The organism is Pseudomonas sp. AL 58 (assembly GCF_036348395.1).
GTDB lineage: Bacteria > Pseudomonadota > Gammaproteobacteria > Pseudomonadales > Pseudomonadaceae > Aquipseudomonas > Aquipseudomonas defluvii.
Window position 1 is genome coordinate 89,384 of record NZ_JAZBQR010000004.1, and the last position, 17,675, is coordinate 107,058.

A 17,675-nucleotide genomic window follows, 5' to 3' on the forward strand; every position below is an offset into this window, starting at 1 on the left:
TTTGAGCAGGTTTAGCAATTTGAAGACTTTTGACCATTTAACCGTGATCGGTCTACGCGAGTGGGTGGCGCTACCCGACCTCGGGGTAGCCGGCCTGCGTGCGAAAATCGACACCGGTGCCAGCACTTCAAGCCTGCATGCTACCGAGATCGAACCGTTCGAGCGCGACGGCCAGCGCTGGGTCCGTTTCAACGCCCACCTGGGTTCGGTGGTGCAGTTGCGCCATCGACGCTGTGAAGCGCCATTGGTGGCGATGAAAACCATTAAAAGCTCCAACGGTCAGGCCCAGATCCGCTATGTGATCCGCACTACCCTGGCACTCGGCGACCGAGTCTGGGAGGTGGAGTTCACCCTGGCGTGCCGCAAGGCGATGCGCTATCGCCTGCTGCTGGGTTCCAAGGCCCTGGTTGACGGCCAATTGGTGGTCAACCCCGGGCTCAAGTATGTTCAGGACAAGCCGGCCTTCCCGGCCTCCCCCACCCCTTCCACAGGTGTTGCATGAAGATCGCTGTGCTGTCGCGAAACCCGCGTCTGTATTCCACTCGTCGTCTGGTCGAAGCCGGTACCCAACGCGGCCATGAGATGGTCGTGATCGACACGCTGCGCGCCTACATGAATATCGCCAGCCACAAACCGCAAATCCACTACCGTGGCAAACCACTTGAGGGTTTCGATGCGGTCATTCCACGCATCGGGGCCTCGGTGACCTTCTACGGCTGCGCGGTGCTGCGTCAGTTTGAAATGATGGGCGTGTTTCCGCTCAATGAGTCGGTGGCCATCGCCCGCTCGCGGGACAAGCTGCGCTCGCTACAGTTGCTGTCGCGGCGTGGTGTCGGCCTGCCCATCACCGGTTTCGCCCACTCGCCGGATGACATTCCCGACCTGATCCAGATGGTCAATGGCGCGCCACTGGTGATCAAGGTCCTCGAGGGCACCCAAGGCATTGGCGTGGTGTTGTGCGAAACCACCAAGGCCGCCGAATCGGTGATCGAGGCCTTCATGGGCCTGAAGCAGAACATCATGGTCCAGGAGTACATCAAGGAGGCCGGCGGTGCCGACATCCGTTGCTTCGTGGTCGGCGACAAGGTCATCGCCTCGATGAAACGCCAGGCCAAGCCGGGGGAGTTCCGCTCGAACCTACATCGCGGAGGTACCGCCAGCCTGATCAAGATCACCCCGGAAGAGCGCATGACCGCCATCCGTGCCGCCAAGGTGATGGGCCTGTCGGTAGCCGGTGTGGATATCCTGCGCTCCAACCATGGCCCGCTGGTGATGGAGGTGAACTCCTCGCCCGGCCTGGAAGGCATTGAGGTCACCACCGGCAAGGACGTTGCCGGGATGATCATCGAACACCTGGAGAAGAATGGCGGGCCGCACCTGACCCGCACCAAGGGTAAGGGCTAAACCGCGTCCCTGGGCAGCAACAAGCCCAGGGGCAGACGCACCCGTGCTTCAAGGCCGCCACCGGAGCGGTTGCGCAGCTCGACATTGCCACCGTGCTGGGCCGCGATGCGCTTGACGATCGCCAGGCCCAGCCCGGTGCCTTTGCCACTGCGGGCACGGTCGCCGCGAATGAACGGGTTGAAGATGCCCTCCAGCTCGCTTGGATCAATACCCGTACCACGGTCCAGCACGCTCAGCACCACATAGGGCGCACTGCTGTCACCCGAGACATAGGCAGCCACTTCGACGCCCTTGCCGGCGTGATACAGCGCGTTGCCAATCAGGTTGTTCAACATGCGCTTGAGCGAAACCCGACGCAGCGGGAACGGCGGAATCGGCTCCAGGCACAGGCGCACCCGCTCTTCCGGCTGATTGAAGGGTGCCACCACCTCACGCACCAGATCGCTGAGGTCGACCTCCTCCACGGGCTCGTCACGGCCATCACGGATAAAGGCCAGGAACTGGTCGAGAATGGCGTCCATGTCCTCGATGTCGCGCACCATGCCGTCAGTCAGCTCACTGTCATTGCTCATCAACGACAGTGACAGGCGCAGCCGGGTCAAGGGCGTACGCAAGTCATGGGAAACACCGGCCAGCATCAACTCACGCTCGCGCCCGGCCTGTTCGACATCCTCGGCCATCTGGTTGAACGCCCGATACACTTCGGTCATCTCGCTGGGCGTATCACTGATCGGCAAACGCACGCTACGCCCCTGCCCCAACTGCCGGGCCGCGAACACCAGACGTTTGAGCGGCTGATTGAGCTGACGCACGAAGATCCAGGCCGAGGCCGTGGACAGCAAGCCAATGGCCAGGAACCACCCCAGCACGCTCCAGATTTTCTGGCCGCGCAGCGGGTGCGGGTACAGCGGCACTTTCAGCCAGCCATCGCCCAGGCTCGGTGCGCGCACCCACAGGGCCGGAGGGGCATGGATACGCAAGCGAACCTCGGTGTCGGCGCCCAGTTCGGCCTGCATCTGCCGCTGATAAATCTCACTGTAGGGCCAATGCTGCTCACCCTCAGGCACACCGGTACCGACCACCCGGATCAGGCCAGCGGCTTCGGCGATTTTTTCACGGTCCGCCTCGTCGGCGGCCCAATAGGCGCGCAAGGTCAAGGCCACGCCATGGCTGTACTGGCGATCGACAAGCACATCTTCGTTCATCAGCAGGTAAACCAAGGTCAGCGCCTTGGAAAACAGCACAACGATCAGCACCAGCCAAAGGGTGCGGGCGAAGAAGCTTTGCGGGAACCACAGCGGCGTTTTCATGGACAACAGCTACACACCTTGCAGGAGCGAGCATGGCTCGCAGGCTTTGCGGACCTCGACACAAGCAAAAAGCAGGGCACCGTTAAGGTAGCCCCGCTTCCTGTGACGCACGTCTACAACCGAAACGTTACTTGCCGGCGTTGCCGTCCGGTACGAACACATAACCAACACCCCAAACGGTCTGGATGTAGCGCGGTTTGGACGGGTCGGGCTCGATCATGCGCCGCAGGCGCGAAATCTGTACGTCGATGGAGCGCTCCAGCGCATCCCATTCACGCCCTCGGGCCAGGTTCATCAGCTTGTCACGGGTGAGCGGCTCACGGGCGTGCATGACCAGTGCCTTGAGTACGGCGAATTCACCGGTGGTGAGCATGTGTACTTCGTCGCCACGCTTGAGCTCGCGGGTGGCCAGCGACAGTTCGTAGTCGCCAAAAGTGACGGTCTCGTCTTCAGTGCCCGGCGCACCTGGCACCGAAGGCGCCTGGCGGCGCAGCACGGCCTTGACCCGTGCCACCAGTTCGTCGGGGTTGAACGGCTTGGCCAGGTAATCGTCGGCGCCCAGTTCCAGGCCCTTGATCCGGCTCAGCTCGTCACCCTTGGCGGTCAGCATGATGATCGGGACCTGGTTGTTCGCCGCCCGCAGACGGCGACAGGCCGAGAGGCCATCCTCGCCCGGCAGCATCAGATCAAGCACGACCAGATTGAAGACTTCACGGGCCAGCAGGCGGTCCATCTGTTCGACATTCGGTACAGCGCGGGCACGGAAGCCCTTGCTGGTGAAAAAACGCTCCAGCAGGCTGCTCAGCCCCGGATCGTCATCGACGATGAGGATTTTCTCGCCTTCAGCGGTTTGTGCAGTGCTGCTCATAGGTCGCTCCTTTAATCTCGGCAAGCATTATGGCCTAGCCGCCACGGGCCGTGACGTGTGCATTGTTAGCAGATTTTTCCCCCGATGCCAGTCGGACCCGGCGCCAGGCTGGCCTGCTGCTATCACCGCAAGCCGGATGTGGCGGGTATAATGCGCGCCTTTGATCCACTGCCGCCCGCGCCCCGCGTCGGCCTGCGGCCCCCGCATTCACAATTTGTCAGGTGGTTTTATGGACAGCATCAACAGCCGCATTGCCGAAGAACTCGGCGTCCGCCCGCAGCAGGTCGAGGCGGCCGTGACCCTGCTTGATGAAGGCTCCACGGTGCCTTTTATCGCCCGTTACCGCAAGGAAGTCACCGGTAGCCTGGACGACACCCAACTGCGTCACCTGGAAGAGCGCCTGCGCTACCTGCGCGAACTCGACGAACGGCGCGTGAGCATCCTGGCGAGCATCGAGGAACAAGGCAAGCTGACACCCGAACTGGCCCGCGAGATCAAGCTGGCCGACACCAAGACCCGCCTTGAAGACCTTTACCTGCCTTATAAGCAGAAGCGCCGCACCAAGGGCCAGATCGCCCTGGAAGCCGGCTTGGGCGAGCTGGCCGACGGCCTGCTGAACGACCCGCAACTGAACCCGGAAACCGAAGCCGCGCGCTTCGTCGACGCCGAGAAAGGTGTTGCCGACGTCAAGGCGGCACTGGAAGGCGCCAAGTACATCCTGATGGAACGCTTCGCCGAAGACGCCAGCCTGCTCGCCAAGCTGCGCAGTTTCCTCAAGCAGGAAGCCGTGCTCAGCGCCCGCCTGGTGGCAGGCAAGGAAGAAGAAGGGGCCAAGTTCCGCGACTATTTCGAACACGATGAACTGCTCAAGAGCGTGCCATCGCACCGCGCATTGGCCATTTTCCGTGGCCGCAACGAAGGCGTGCTGGCCGCCTCGCTGAAAATTGGCGAAGAACTGCCGGGCACCCTGCACCCATGCGAGCTGATGATCGGTGAGCACTTCGGCCTGCGCAACCAGAACCGTCCTGCCGACAAGTGGCTGGGCGAAGTGGTGCGCTGGACCTGGAAGGTCAAGCTCTACACCCACCTGGAAACCGACCTGTTCGGTGAGCTGCGCGACAACGCCGAAAGCGAGGCCATCAACGTCTTCGCCCACAACCTGCATGACCTGCTGCTGGCAGCGCCGGCCGGCCCGCGCGCGACCCTGGGCCTCGACCCGGGCCTGCGCACCGGCTGCAAGGTAGCGGTGGTCGATGCCACCGGCAAGCTGCTCGACACCGCCACGGTGTACCCGCATGTACCCAAAAACCAGTGGGACCAGACCATCGCCGTGCTGGCCGCGCTGTGCGCCAAGCACTCGGTTGAACTGATCGCCATCGGCAACGGTACTGCCAGCCGCGAAACCGACAAACTGGCCGCCGAACTGATCAAGAAATATCCCGCCCTGAAAATGACCAAGATCATGGTCTCCGAAGCCGGCGCGTCGGTGTACTCGGCTTCGGAACTGGCTGCCCGCGAGTTCCCCGAGCTGGACGTATCCCTGCGCGGTGCGGTGTCCATTGCCCGTCGCCTGCAGGACCCGCTGGCCGAGCTGGTGAAGATCGATCCGAAGTCCATCGGGGTCGGCCAGTACCAGCATGATGTGTCGCAGCTCAAGCTGGCACGTGGCCTGGATGCCGTGGTCGAGGACTGCGTGAACGCCGTCGGCGTTGACGTCAACACCGCGTCGGTAGCACTACTGTCGCGCATTTCCGGCCTGAACAGCACCCTGGCACAGAACATTGTCGCGCACCGCGATGCCAACGGTGCCTTCAAGACCCGCGCCGCGCTGAAGAAAGTCAGCCGCCTGGGCGAGAAGACCTTCGAGCAAGCGGCAGGCTTCCTGCGCGTCATGAACGGCGACAACCCGCTGGACGCCTCGGCTGTTCACCCGGAAGCCTACCCGCTGGTACAGCGTATCGCCGCCGAGACCGATCGCGACATTCGCTCGCTGATTGGTGACAGTGGCTTCCTCAAGCGCCTGGACCCGAAAAAGTTCACCGACGAAACCTTTGGCCTGCCAACCGTCACCGACATCCTCCAGGAACTGGACAAACCAGGCCGTGACCCGCGTCCGGAATTCAAGACCGCCGAGTTCCAGGAAGGCGTCGAAGACCTCAAGGACCTGCAACCCGGCATGATTCTCGAAGGCGTCGTGACCAACGTCACCAACTTCGGTGCCTTCGTCGACATCGGCGTGCATCAGGACGGTCTGGTGCATATTTCTGCGCTGTCGGAGAAGTTCATCAAGGACCCGCGTGAAGCCGTCAAGGCCGGTGACGTGGTCAAGGTCAAGGTCATGGAAGTCGACATCCCGCGCAAACGCGTTGGCCTGTCCATGCGCATGGGTGACACACCCGGCGAGAAAGTCGACGGCGCCCGTGGCAGCCGCCCAGGCTCGGCACCTCGCCAACAGAGCGCGCCGGCACGGGCCAAGGAAACCGCCGCCCCGGCAAACAACGCCATGGCCTCGCTGTTCGCCAACGCCAAACAGCTGAAGAAACGTTGATGGAAGCACCGGAAGGTATCGTCCAGAGCGCATTCAGCCAATTGCTCGGCTGCCGCCTGCAACGCCTGGACAAAGGCGTTGCCGAGGTTGCCCTGTCGCTGCAGGAGCACCTGCGCAACCGTGGCGGCAAACTGCATGGCGGCGCGCTGTTCAGCCTGGTCGACATCGCCATGGGCCTGGCCTGTTCCAGTGCCCACGGTTTCGACCAGCAAAGCGTTACCCTGGAATGCAAGATCAACTACCTGCGTGCTGTCAGCGAAGGCGACGTGCTGTGTATCGCTCGGGTGCTGCATGCCGGGCGACGCACGCTGGTGGTCGACGCCGACGTGCTTCAGGGCGACAAATTGGTCGCCAAGGCACAGGGGACCTTTTCGGTCCTCTAGCCGACGCTTGCTGTTTCAGGCTATTTTCGCCAGTGCGCAGGTACTGCCGAAACCGTCTTTTGTGCCCCGAGAATCGGGGCATGAACCTGCAGGCCCGGCCTGCGATAACCAGGCGACAACGCCAGTTCCTCTCTTCACCCTTGTAGACCGTCATCTCTACCCCCATATTGGGGCGACTGACCGTGAAGGAATCCATCTTGAGCGAACTTCTCAACCGCCGCCTGAGCCTGCTCGGCCAGCGTGACAACCTCTCCCTGCTCGAGCAGTGCCTGCATGGTATTGAGCGCGAATGCCTGCGCGTGACCGAGGACGGTCGCCTGGCACAGACCCCGCACCCCGAGGCGCTGGGCTCGGCCCTGACCCATGAACAGATCACCACGGACTATTCGGAGTCGCTGCTGGAGTTCATTACCCCTGCCCTGACCGACCCGGCAAAAACCCTGGAGAGCCTGGAGAATATCCACCGTTTCGCCTACGCCAAACTGGGCGACGAATACCTGTGGAGCCCGTCGATGCCCTGCCCGCTGCCCGCCGAGGAGGACATCCCGATCGCCTGGTATGGCACCTCCAACATCGGTCAGCTCAAGTACGTCTACCGCAAGGGCCTGGCCCTGCGCTATGGCCGCACCATGCAGTGCATCGCCGGTATTCATTACAATTTCTCGCTGCCGGAAAAACTCTGGCCACTGCTGATGCAGGCCGAAGGTGCCGAAGGCAGCGAGCGCGATTATCAGTCCGCCGCCTATATCGCCCTGATCCGTAACTTCAGGCGCTACAGCTGGCTGCTGATGTACCTGTTCGGTGCCTCGCCAGCGCTGGATGCGGGCTTCCTGCGTGGCCGCCCCCATCAGTTGGAAAGCTTTGACGCCAGTACCTTGTACCTGCCCTACGCCACCAGCCTGCGCATGAGTGACCTGGGCTACCAGAGCAATGCACAAGCCGGCCTGACGCCCTGCTACAACGACCTGAACAGCTATACCGACAGCTTGCGCAAAGCGGTGGGTACGCCTTACCCGCCGTATGTCGAAATCGGTACGCACAAGGATGGTGAGTGGGTTCAGCTCAACACCAACATCCTGCAGATCGAGAACGAGTACTACTCCAACATTCGACCCAAGCGGGTGACCTACACCGGCGAGCGGCCGATCCAGGCATTGATGGCGCGTGGCGTGCAGTACGTCGAAGCGCGTTGCCTGGATATCAACCCCTTCCTGCCAACGGGCATCGACCTGGCTGAAGCGCGTTTCCTCGACGCCTTCCTGCTGTATTGCGCGCTGGAAGAAAGCCCGTTGCTGGAAAATGGCGAATGCGGCCAATGCACCAGCAACTTCCTTGCCGTCGTCAAGGAAGGGCGCCGCCCAGGCCTGACGCTGCAACGCCAAGGGCAACCGGTGACGCTCACGCAGTGGGCCGAGGAACTGCTGGAGCGCATTGCGCCGCTGGCGCAATTGCTTGACCAGAGCCAGGGTGGGCATGAGCACGTCAGCGCGCTGGCCCAGCAAAAGGCCAAGGTCGACGACCCTGAATTGACGCCTTCGGCCCAGGTGCTGGCGAGCATGACCGAGAACCGCGAAAGCTTCAGTGAGTTCTCCTTGCGCCAGAGCAAGGTTCACGCCGAATACTTGCGCAGCCAGGCATTGCCTGCCGAGGAACTGCAGCGTTTCGAGGCTATGGCCCGCACGTCGCTCGCCGCTCAGGCTGAACTTGAGCGCCAGGAAGTGGGGGATTTCGACCTGTTCGTCAGCGCCTACCAGGCCAGCATCCTGGCGATCAGCAACTGACATGACCCGTACCACCACTCCACGTAAACCTCGCGCCCGTAGCCAGGCCCGCATCGACTCCATTCTCGATGCGGCCCGCACGCTACTGGCCAGCGAGGGTGTGGCCAGCCTGTCGATCTACAGCGTGGCCGAGCGGGCGCAGATTCCGCCGTCGTCGGTGTACCACTTCTTCGCCAGTGTTCCGGCACTGCTTGAGGCCCTCACTGCCGATGTTCACCGTGCGTTCCGGGCCTGCCTGCAGGCACCCATCGAGCCGACGCGGCTGAACACCTGGCATGACCTGTCACGGCTGGTGGAACAGCGCATGCTGAGCATCTACAACGACGATGCCGCTGCCCGCCAGTTGATCCTCGCCCAGCATGGCCTGAGCGAAGTGACCCAGGCTGATCGCCAGCACGACATCGAACTGGGCGACTTGATGCACAAGCTGTTCGAGCAGCACTTCCAGTTGCCGGTGCTACCGAATGACGTGGATGTGTTTGCACTGGCCATGGAGCTGGGCGACCGGGTCTACGCCCGCTCGATACAGCTTTACGGGCAGATTACCCCGCGCATGGCGGAAGAAGGCATGCGCGTATTCGACGCCTACCTGGGCCTCTACCTGCCACCGTTCCTGCCTCGTCGGTAGTACGCCAACCACCCGCAATATCTCCAGCAATATGTAGTGCCTCCACCACACGCGATGCGTGTGAACTGAAAGGAGCGGCAAACACGGCGCCGCTCAACTTAGTCACGGAGGGCACCCATGCCAGATTTTTTTGAAATCACATTCCCTGAGCCTACCGACCTGGAGGAGACCGTTAGCGGTACTCGCTCCGGTACAGGTAACTCGCTCCACCAGGCCAGCATTGCCCTCAACCAGATCATCCCGGCGTTGCAAGCGCTGATGGCGCAATCCCCTGGCCTGCAGCAATCCATTGCCAGCATGCTCTCCCAGCAGTGGAACATCGATCCACGTCTGTGCGGTGTGCAACACGACGCGACCCAGGTGAGCCTGTTGGACATGTCGGCCTACCTGCTCGCCAGCCCGGCGTTTTCCAATCTGTTTACAGAAGACTGGACCACCTATGGGGTGGATAACAACGCCAGTGCAGCCCAAATGAGCGGTGCCGACTGGGTCCGTCGAATCAACGCCCTGACACCAGGCCGGTTGGTAGCACAGGTCTACAGCACATACTGGGCGCAACGCATGCCCGGGCATGCACACGCTCGCCTGGCGCACGGAGAAAGCCTGCTGCAACAGCATTTCACCCACAGCATCGACCTGTCTTACGGCCTCGGGAACATTGACGAACACGCCTGGTACCAAGGGCATGCGGCCAGCACCTGGGCGGCGGTTTACTGGGAACACTCGGACAAAATGCGTGAGCTGGCGCAGGCCACGCTAGTGGTTCAGCCACTGGCCGAGCAGGCCCCATGGCTGCTGTATCGCCCCGGCGATACGACAACCCTTCGCGCATACGCTGATCGTGCAGCCCTGGAGAGTGGCTTGAACGAACTGCGCGCCACCTTATGGCCAGACCTGCCAGCCACCGAGGATGACGACAATACGTCCGGGGCACCGGTCATCAGCCCGCTTGAAGAAAGCGCTTTCGGCTTTGTACTGAAGCAACTGCTGCTCGACCATGAAGAGCGCGCACTGCCGTTACTCGAGCAGGCCTGCCTGAACCAGACGAAGGACCAGAACCAGGAGCCCGGCAACCTCGACTGGCAGTCGATCACCGACTGGGAGCAACGCAGCAGCCTGCGTCTCGTGGCACCTCTGGCCGATGAAACCTCGACTCTGATCCGCAACACCCTGCAACACGAACAGCAGCTGGCTGAAGAACAACTGCATTTCGATGCACTCAGCCCTGTGCTGCCGCTGCTCTGGCGAACCTCGCGCATCGCGGCCTATCAAGCAGCCCTTGAGCGCTACGTGGGCGACGATACGGCAGTCACTGCGCCAGCCATGGTTACCTTGCGCGCCCTTGAAGAAGCGCTGGAGCAACACCAGGAAAAAACCTCCAGGCACCTGGAACAGTTGCCCGACCCCCTCTCCCCTGCCGACTGGCAAGAACACGTCGAGGGCACCTCTCGCTTCGACTTCATCAGCCACCGCCTGGCTCAGGCACTGCTCGCCGAAGCGCGTCTGCAGCAGACGCTGGGTGAATTGAACGACGCGCAATTCGCGCTCATCGACGCCGTCGTGGCACAACCGGAATACACCCCAGAGCACACGGTCGAGGTTGCCAGGCTGACACTGGTCATAGGCAATCAACAGTGGCCACTGCACGGCTTTCTGACCTTTCGGCCCGCGGCAGAAACAACGACGCAGGAAAATGACGTACTGCTCTATCGGTCTGGACGCGATGGCGGGCTGAAGGCGTTTGCTGACGAAACGCTACTGACACAAGCGCTGCTCGAAAGCCTGTCCGGGCTGTGGGCCAATACCCTGATCGACAGTGTCGGGCCGACAGCGTCCCAAGCGCTGTTGACCGCGCTGGCCAGCAGCCAGGAACCGGCGCGCCTGGAAAGCACCCCGCTGATCACCCACTGCTTTGATCACTGCGTGCAGACGATCATTGACGCCATACAACCAGAAGACGCCGAACAGGTCGAGCCCAGCACTGAAGCTCACGCCTGGTTGAGCACGCTACTGTCGATCCCAAGAAACGAAGCCCGAACGCAAGCCTTCAACGCGATTGCCGAACAGAACAGAACCGAAAACATCGTCAAGCAGTTTGACACCCGGCTAAACCGCCTGTCGGCTGAAGAGAGAAACGCCCTGACTGCCGGCTTCCAACAGTACAGTCAGGCGATGGTAGCCTCCATCGTCTGCCTGGAACAGAGCCTGCCCGAACGCACCCAGTTCGCACGGGACAAGCTGGCGCAGCAATTGCGCAAAGATCTCGGGCTTACGACCGTCCCAACGATCACGGTAAACCTGCCGGACCAGGTCGACATGTACCAAGAGCCGATTGCCGGCTCGGGCCAAGCGCATGCGACCAGGACGGTCTTCGTACCGAGTGAAGCGCGCAGCGATATTCCTCTGGAGAACCTGCTCCTGGGGGCTATGGATGAGAACGTTCTGCAACGCATGAACTACATGCGTTTTGCCTTCGATCCTCCCGAAAGCAGCACACGCTTGAGCAATGCCTTGACCAGCACCTACCTGGCTCGCCTCGACAAGACGCTCGATCTGGCGGGGGCTTATGAAAGTGCCATCCTCGAAGCCTTCAATGGCTCGGAAGGCGACACGGAAATGGCAAAAGAGTGGCGTGATGAAGTACTCCGTCGGCCGTTTGCACTCAGCCTGGAACTCTTTGCCCTGAGCAAACCTGCAGATCTGGACGACCAAGGGCAGGCCCTGCTGCGCGATGCGGCAGCCGGTACGATTGAATGGACACCCTTGAACCTCAACCCCGGTGTTGCCGCTGACGGTTCCAGCCATGAGGTCGCGCTGTCCGGCGTGTTCCTGCTGCAAAACGCCAGCCACGACACCGTCATCCTTTACCTGCCAGAAGCACCCAACGGCCGCATTGTCAGCCAGCATCCAAACGCAACAGCGGCCTGCCAGGCGTTGGAGCAAATGGCGTTGAACAGCATCATGCTCGACTGGCTGGCAACGCGTCCCGTAGCAGGCGACCCGGAACGGCATCGCAGCTACATCAATCAGGCGCTGCTGAAGAGCTTCACAGGCTTTATTGCCCCCGGCACACGCCAAACCCTTTCGCTGGCCACGCACCTGAGCCGGCTGCAAATGGGCCGGTTGATCACTCAGCATCGAAAAACAGCCCGCAGCCAACGCGAGCTGTATCTGGAAGAAGCGGCGATCCGCCACAACCGGGTATACGACTATATCCATCTATGCCTGTCATTCGTGCCGGGTGTCGGTGTCGCGGTGGGGCTCTACGATGGCTGGAACGCCTCCACCGCTGCAGTCGAAGCCTTTATGCGCGGGCAACACAGCCAAGGCGTCGACCACTTGAATTCGGTCGTACTGTCGATCATTGATGCATTACTCGACATTGCCCCAGGTCTGGGTGCCGCGCCAAGCGCACGCGTGGCCAGCGCACGCGCGTACACTCGGTTGCGACAAACCCAAGCGCAGCGGACAACCCTGGGCAAGACCGTGCGCACGGTCTCACCCGACCCATTCAAAGGCTACGAAACAGAGATGCCGACACACACGGTGCGGTTGGACAGCGCAGGCTATACGCGCAATACGCTCGCGCTGGACGGCAAGCGCTACATCAGCCGCTACGGCCGTTACTACGAAGTGCAATGGGACGCGACCTACAACACCTGGCGCTTGAAAGGCAACGCACTCAAGCACTACAAGCAACCCATAAGGCTCAGCGAAGATGGCGTCTGGGAAACCCATGGGCACCTGAGCGGCCTGCTAGTCGAGAGTGGCCTGCAGGGTGGAGGGCAGGAGTTAGGCCGGCTGGTCGAGAGTGGAGGGCAGAGGTTCAGCCGGCTGTACAACAATGGCTGGGAAACCCTGCACGGCTACCTTCGCCGCCTGCGCGGCAACGCCATCGAGCAACCGCGGGATGAGCTGACACGAATGAATCGTGAAACCGATCAGCACAAGATCGCGCTCGCGGCTGCGATCCGACGCTTCAACGAGGTCCGAGCCGTGGGGCCCAACGGCCCGGTCGGAGAGCGTGGATCCCCCGCTCAAATCCGCAGTGCACAGCAAGAGGCGATCAAGGCGTGCAAACGCTTTGTCGAATACCATGACGGCTGCCTTCAGACCCTCAGCCGCCTGAAACCCAGTATTGGCCGCCGGCAATACGCCAGCTTTCTGACAGAGTACCTGCACAATGCTGCCGAACAGAACCTGAAGCTGATCCAGTTACGCAGCCTGGAACTAAGCGAATTGCTAATCGCTGTAGAACGTCTCAACCAAGAACTATTAACGCTCATCGACAACCTGCCCAATGACCTGAGTCAGGCCAGTGCGCTGATACGCCATAAACGGGCAACAATCGATAGCAACAACAAACAGTTGCTGGCGCAACTGCAAGGGCTTGAACGAGACACCCAACGTAATATGGACCTGCGCGACAAATTGCGCGGCGACATGCTGACCCAACACGACATCAAAGCCTCGCGCCTCATCTCGCTCTCAATCGAGCCCCAGGCCTACCGATTTGCGCGCCTGCATGTGACGTATTCAATGCTTGCCAATTTTGACCACATGCATGACGTCGATTTCTACCTGTTCTTCAATCAAGTCAATACACAGAGCAGAGCGCTTATCCGCACGCTACACAGCCACTTCCAGTCACAACAGGCCAGTCTGAGCCGAACCCAGTATGGGGAAGCCCTACGAGCGTTCAAGAATCAGTACATCACCTTCATCGCTCACATTGACTCGTGGTCAGTTAATTTCCAGAACTTCGTCGACGCGACAGCTGCCACCAGCTTACGTGCCGACCTAACGCAACTGGTCGCAGAAATAGACCGAACCCTGGTCAATTATCAACCGCCGAGACGAGGCACTGGCCGACCAAGCACAGCCCGCATCTTCCAAACCGATGAGCAGCAACTGCTGATAGGCCGTCAGGAACACATTGAGGGTGAACAGCGCATGGTGGTAGTCGACGCCATGAACGACGGCCGAACCGAAAGCTTTCGTCGAGTCGACGGGGATCGCTGGCAGAGCACGGCACCGGTCATACGCCGAACGATTAACCCACGCCGTATTAACGAACTGCAAACCCGGGCCCGCGAGCAACTGGCCGGCATCGCGGAGCAAAAAAACCGCTGGCAAGGCTATATGGCTACTGACATGGCGCCAGCCAGCCTGCAAAACATCGCCGAGCACTACGCGACCAACCTGCGCGAACGGGCACGCTATCTCGAGGATGCCCTGGGGGATCAGGCCACCGACGACCAGCGTCAGTTGATGCAACGCCTGAAGGATGCAGCCAGGAATCTGGACCGGCATGGCAAGGAGCTGCGCATCTCTAAAATCAAGACCACCCAACAACCGAACATCGGTCAGTTGCAGTTTCTTCACGAGCAGAATGCCGTCGAGGCGCGGTGGGGACGCATCCTGGAACCGAAAAAAGACAGCAAAGGTCGGCCGATCGAGTACCTGGAAGAGTATGAAGTGATAGATCTGGCGGCCAACACCGTGCTTTGGTACGCCCACTTCCACTTTCCACAGCGCCCCGGCAGCGGTTTCCGCAAATTAAGTGCGGGCCATTTGAAGGTGCGCAGTGAGCGCAATGTATCAAACGCCTGGCACGGACCTATCAACGAGGCAGAGGCGATGAAGCTGTTTGGCGGGCTACGCCCGGCAGCCGAGTAAACCGGCGCAACCACGCCCCGGCGGGTCAAGGCTGGCCCGTCGGGGTGTTGTGTCGCACCCTGCTCACAGCTTGGCGATCGACACCTCGGTGGATTTAACGAAGGCAATCACTTCACTACCAATGGTCAGCTCCAGCTCCTTGACCGAACGGGTGGTGATCACCGAGGTGACGATACCCGAGGCGGTCTGTACATCGATTTCCGACAGTACCGGGCCTTCGAGGATTTCCTTCACGGTGCCTTTGAACTGGTTACGTACGTTGATCGCTTTAATAGTCATCTGCTTGATTCCTTATGGGACGAGAGGTCAATGCGCCCAACGCAGTTGCGTGGGCAAAGGGGCTACAGGTTCCGGCTCGGGCGCAATGCCCGGCACCGACAGAACACGGTTCAGTACTTCACTTTCCAGGGTTGCCAGGCGATGTGAACCGCGCGCCCTTGGCCGTGGCAGGTCAACCAGCAGGTCGAGGCCAATCTCGCCGTCCTCGATCAGAATCACCCGATCCGCGACCGCAACGGCTTCGCTGACATCGTGGGTGACCAACAACACGGTGAAACCGTGCTGGCGCCAAAGCGTTTCAATCAGTTGCTGCATCTCGATACGGGTCAGGGCATCCAATGCACCCAGCGGCTCGTCAAGCAACAGCAAGCGCGGTTGATGGATCAGTGCTCGCGCCAACGCCACCCGTTGCTTCTGCCCACCCGACAGCGCTGCCGGCCATTCATTGGCCCGCTCAGCCAGGCCAACTGCCGCCAGGGCCTCCAGCGCGCGAGGGCGCCAGTCACCGGAAAGCCCCAGGCCTACGTTGTCGATGACCGTTTTCCAGGGCAGCAAACGTGCTTCCTGGAACATCAGCCGGGTGTCTTCACGGGCTTCGCTCAACGCTGCCGGGCCGGCCAGCAACTCACCCGCACTGGGCTGGTCGAGGCCAGCCAGCAAGCGCAACAGCGTGCTCTTGCCACAGCCACTGCGACCGACGATGGCGACGAACTGCCCCGCCGGGATATGCAGGTCGATGTTGCGCAACACCTGGCGCTCGCCGAAGGTTTTCTGCAGGTTGCGCGCAGCCAGCGGAATACCGCGCAACAGCCGTGCGGGTGACGCGTTCAACAGGCTCATGGGCGATCTCCCTTGGCAACTTGATACGCTGGGTGCCAACGCAACCAGACCCGTTCAAGTGCACGCGCAGCAAGGTCTGCGAGCTTGCCCAGCACGGCATACAAGACAATGGCCAGCACCACCACATCGGTCTGCAGGAACTCCCGGGCGTTCATCGCCAGGTAGCCGATACCGGCATTGGCCGAGATGGTTTCAGCCACGATCAGCGTCAACCACATAAAGCCCAGGGCAAAGCGCACACCGACCAGAATCGAAGGCAAAGCACCCGGCAAGATCACCTGACGGAACAGTGCAAAACCGGACAGGCCGTAGCTGCGCGCCATTTCCACCAAGGCCGGGTCGACATTGCGAATACCGTGGTACGTGTTCAGGTAAATCGGGAACAAGGTGCCCAGGGCCACCAGAAAAATCTTTGCCGACTCATCAATACCAAACCAGAGAATCACCAGCGGAATCAGCGCCAGGTGCGGCACGTTGCGGATCATCTGCACCGAACTGTCGAGCAGACGCTCACCCCAACGTGACAACCCGGTGATGAAGCCCAGTGCCAGGCCAAGGCTGCCGCCGATGACAAAACCGACACCGGCGCGCCAGCCACTGATCGCCAGGTGCTTCCAGATATCACCGCTGCGCACCAGTTCGACACCGGCGCTGATGACCGCACTCGGTGCCGGCAGGATTCGCGTCGACAGCCAGCCGGCACTTACCGCCAGTTGCCAGACAGCCAGCAACAGCAGCGGCAAGGCCCAAGGGGCAAGCCTGTGTGACAAGGGCGCGTTAGCACGACTCATGGCCCGGTCCTCAGCGCTGCGCTGCAGATTTTGGCAAGATGTCGTTAGCGACCATCTCGCCGAACGGGCTGACATAGCCTGCGCTTTTTGGCGGTTCAGGACGCTGCACATCCAGGTGCGGGAACAGCAGTTCGGCTACCCGATACGACTCTTCCAGGTGCGGGTAACCGGAGAAGATAAAAGTGTCGATGCCCAGTGCCGCATACTCCTTGACCCGCTCGGCCACGGTTGCCCCATCACCGACCAGCGCCGTGCCAGCACCGCCGCGCACCAGGCCAACCCCAGCCCAGAGGTTCGGGCTGACTTCCAGGTTGTCGCGCTTGCCGCCATGCAGTGCAGCCATGCGCTGCTGGCCGACCGAATCGAAGCGCGCCAGGGATGCCTGGGCACGGGCAATCGTGTCGTCGTCCAGGTGCGAGATCAGTCGCTCGGCGGCCTGCCAGGCTTCGGCGTTGGTTTCACGCACGATCACATGCAGGCGAATGCCGAAGCGCACCGTGCGCCCCTGTTTCGCCGCCTTGGCCCGCACCTGCTCGATTTTCTCGGCAACGGCAGCCGGCGGCTCGCCCCAGGTCAGGTACAGTTCAACCTGCTCGGCGGCCAGGTCCTGGGCTGCCTCGGACGAGCCACCAAAGTACAGCGGCGGACGTGGCTGCTGGATCGGCGGGTAAAGCAACTTGGCGCCTTTGACCTGAATATGCTGGCCGTCGTAATCGACCGTCTCGCCTTCGAGCACGCGACGCCAGATGCGAGTGAACTCCACCGAGGCCTGATAACGCTCTTCATGGCTGAGGAACAGGCCATCCCCGGACAGCTCTTCCGGGTCGCCACCGGTGACCAGGTTGAACAGCGCGCGGCCACCCGAGAGCCGATCAAGGGTTGCGGCCTGACGTGCAGCGACCGTTGGCGAGATGATTCCGGGGCGCAGAGCCACCAGGAACTTCAGGCGCTGGGTTACCGGGATCAGTGAAGCGGCGACCAGCCAGGAGTCCTCGCAGGAGCGCCCGGTGGGGATCAGCACGCCGCCAAAACCGAGGCGATCCGCCGCTTGGGCGATCTGTTGCAGGTAACCGTGATCGACTGCTCGCGCGCCATCGGCGGTGCCAAGGTAATGACCGTCGCCATGGGTAGGCAGAAACCAGAAAACATTAAGGCTCATTGGAG

13 protein-coding genes are annotated in these 17,675 nt (G+C 61.4%); 7 read left to right on the forward strand and 6 right to left on the reverse strand.

All coding sequences use genetic code 11. The annotated features are described in order from the left end of the window. Nucleotides 1-19 precede the first annotated feature (19 nt). Nucleotides 20-502 (forward strand): retropepsin-like aspartic endopeptidase RimB, encoded by a 483-nt coding sequence (rimB, locus tag UIA24_RS05800; protein ID WP_102052454.1) that lies wholly within the window; start codon nt 20-22, stop codon nt 500-502. Continuing rightward, a complete protein-coding gene (gene rimK / locus UIA24_RS05805; RefSeq protein ID WP_065760101.1) occupies nt 499-1,404 on the forward strand; it encodes a 30S ribosomal protein S6--L-glutamate ligase in 906 nt (301 codons plus the stop codon). Before rimB ends, rimK begins: the two co-directional genes overlap by 4 nt. Here rimK and UIA24_RS05810 read toward each other — a convergent pair. Both UIA24_RS05810 and ompR read right to left on the reverse strand, forming a co-directional pair. Beyond that, nucleotides 1,401-2,714 (reverse strand): ATP-binding protein, encoded by a 1,314-nt coding sequence (locus UIA24_RS05810; protein ID WP_065760100.1) that lies wholly within the window; start codon nt 2,712-2,714, stop codon nt 1,401-1,403. The two genes, rimK and UIA24_RS05810, sit on opposite strands and share 4 nt — an antisense overlap. A 127-nt stretch (nt 2,715-2,841) precedes the next feature. Then, nucleotides 2,842-3,582 (reverse strand): osmolarity response regulator transcription factor OmpR, encoded by a 741-nt coding sequence (gene ompR / locus UIA24_RS05815; RefSeq protein ID WP_065760099.1) that lies wholly within the window; start codon nt 3,580-3,582, stop codon nt 2,842-2,844. A 229-nt stretch (nt 3,583-3,811) separates the two neighbouring features. Here ompR and UIA24_RS05820 point away from each other — a divergent pair, with 229 nt between their 5' ends. The 5 genes from UIA24_RS05820 to UIA24_RS05840 all read left to right on the forward strand — a co-directional run bounded on the left by UIA24_RS05820 (nt 3,812) and on the right by UIA24_RS05840 (nt 14,601). Beyond that, nucleotides 3,812-6,130, forward strand: coding sequence for a Tex family protein (locus UIA24_RS05820; RefSeq protein WP_065760098.1), 2,319 nt, complete (start codon nt 3,812-3,814; stop codon nt 6,128-6,130). Then, entirely contained in the window at nt 6,130-6,513 is a 384-nt protein-coding gene (locus UIA24_RS05825; protein WP_330522400.1) for a PaaI family thioesterase, read from the forward strand. Before UIA24_RS05820 ends, UIA24_RS05825 begins: the two co-directional genes overlap by 1 nt. 197 nt (nt 6,514-6,710) lie before the next feature. Beyond that, nucleotides 6,711-8,294, forward strand: a complete 1,584-nt coding sequence (gene gshA, locus UIA24_RS05830; RefSeq protein WP_330522401.1) for a glutamate--cysteine ligase — start codon at nt 6,711-6,713, stop codon at nt 8,292-8,294. A 1-nt stretch (nt 8,295) separates the two neighbouring features. After that, on the forward strand, nt 8,296-8,922 hold the full coding sequence (locus tag UIA24_RS05835; RefSeq protein WP_065760095.1) for a TetR/AcrR family transcriptional regulator: 627 nt from the start codon (nt 8,296-8,298) through the stop codon (nt 8,920-8,922). A 117-nt stretch (nt 8,923-9,039) separates the two neighbouring features. Next, nucleotides 9,040-14,601, forward strand: a complete 5,562-nt coding sequence (locus UIA24_RS05840; protein ID WP_330522402.1) for a dermonecrotic toxin domain-containing protein — start codon at nt 9,040-9,042, stop codon at nt 14,599-14,601. 63 nt (nt 14,602-14,664) lie between these two features. Here UIA24_RS05840 and UIA24_RS05845 read toward each other — a convergent pair whose 3' ends face one another. Genes UIA24_RS05845 through ssuD form a run of 4 tightly spaced genes read right to left on the reverse strand, consistent with a single transcriptional unit; the run spans nt 14,665 to nt 17,670 of the window. Then, nucleotides 14,665-14,880, reverse strand: coding sequence for a TOBE domain-containing protein (locus UIA24_RS05845; RefSeq protein WP_009400132.1), 216 nt, complete (start codon nt 14,878-14,880; stop codon nt 14,665-14,667). Between the two features lie 27 nt (nt 14,881-14,907). Further along, nucleotides 14,908-15,720, reverse strand: a complete 813-nt coding sequence (ssuB, locus tag UIA24_RS05850; RefSeq protein WP_065760093.1) for an aliphatic sulfonates ABC transporter ATP-binding protein — start codon at nt 15,718-15,720, stop codon at nt 14,908-14,910. After that, complete coding sequence (gene ssuC, locus UIA24_RS05855) at nt 15,717-16,511, reverse strand: aliphatic sulfonate ABC transporter permease SsuC (RefSeq protein ID WP_065760092.1); 795 nt, start codon at nt 16,509-16,511, stop codon at nt 15,717-15,719. Before ssuC ends, ssuB begins: the two co-directional genes overlap by 4 nt. A 10-nt stretch (nt 16,512-16,521) precedes the next feature. Beyond that, nucleotides 16,522-17,670, reverse strand: a complete 1,149-nt coding sequence (gene ssuD / locus UIA24_RS05860; RefSeq protein ID WP_330522403.1) for an FMNH2-dependent alkanesulfonate monooxygenase — start codon at nt 17,668-17,670, stop codon at nt 16,522-16,524. Between the last annotated feature and the right edge of the window lie 5 nt (nt 17,671-17,675).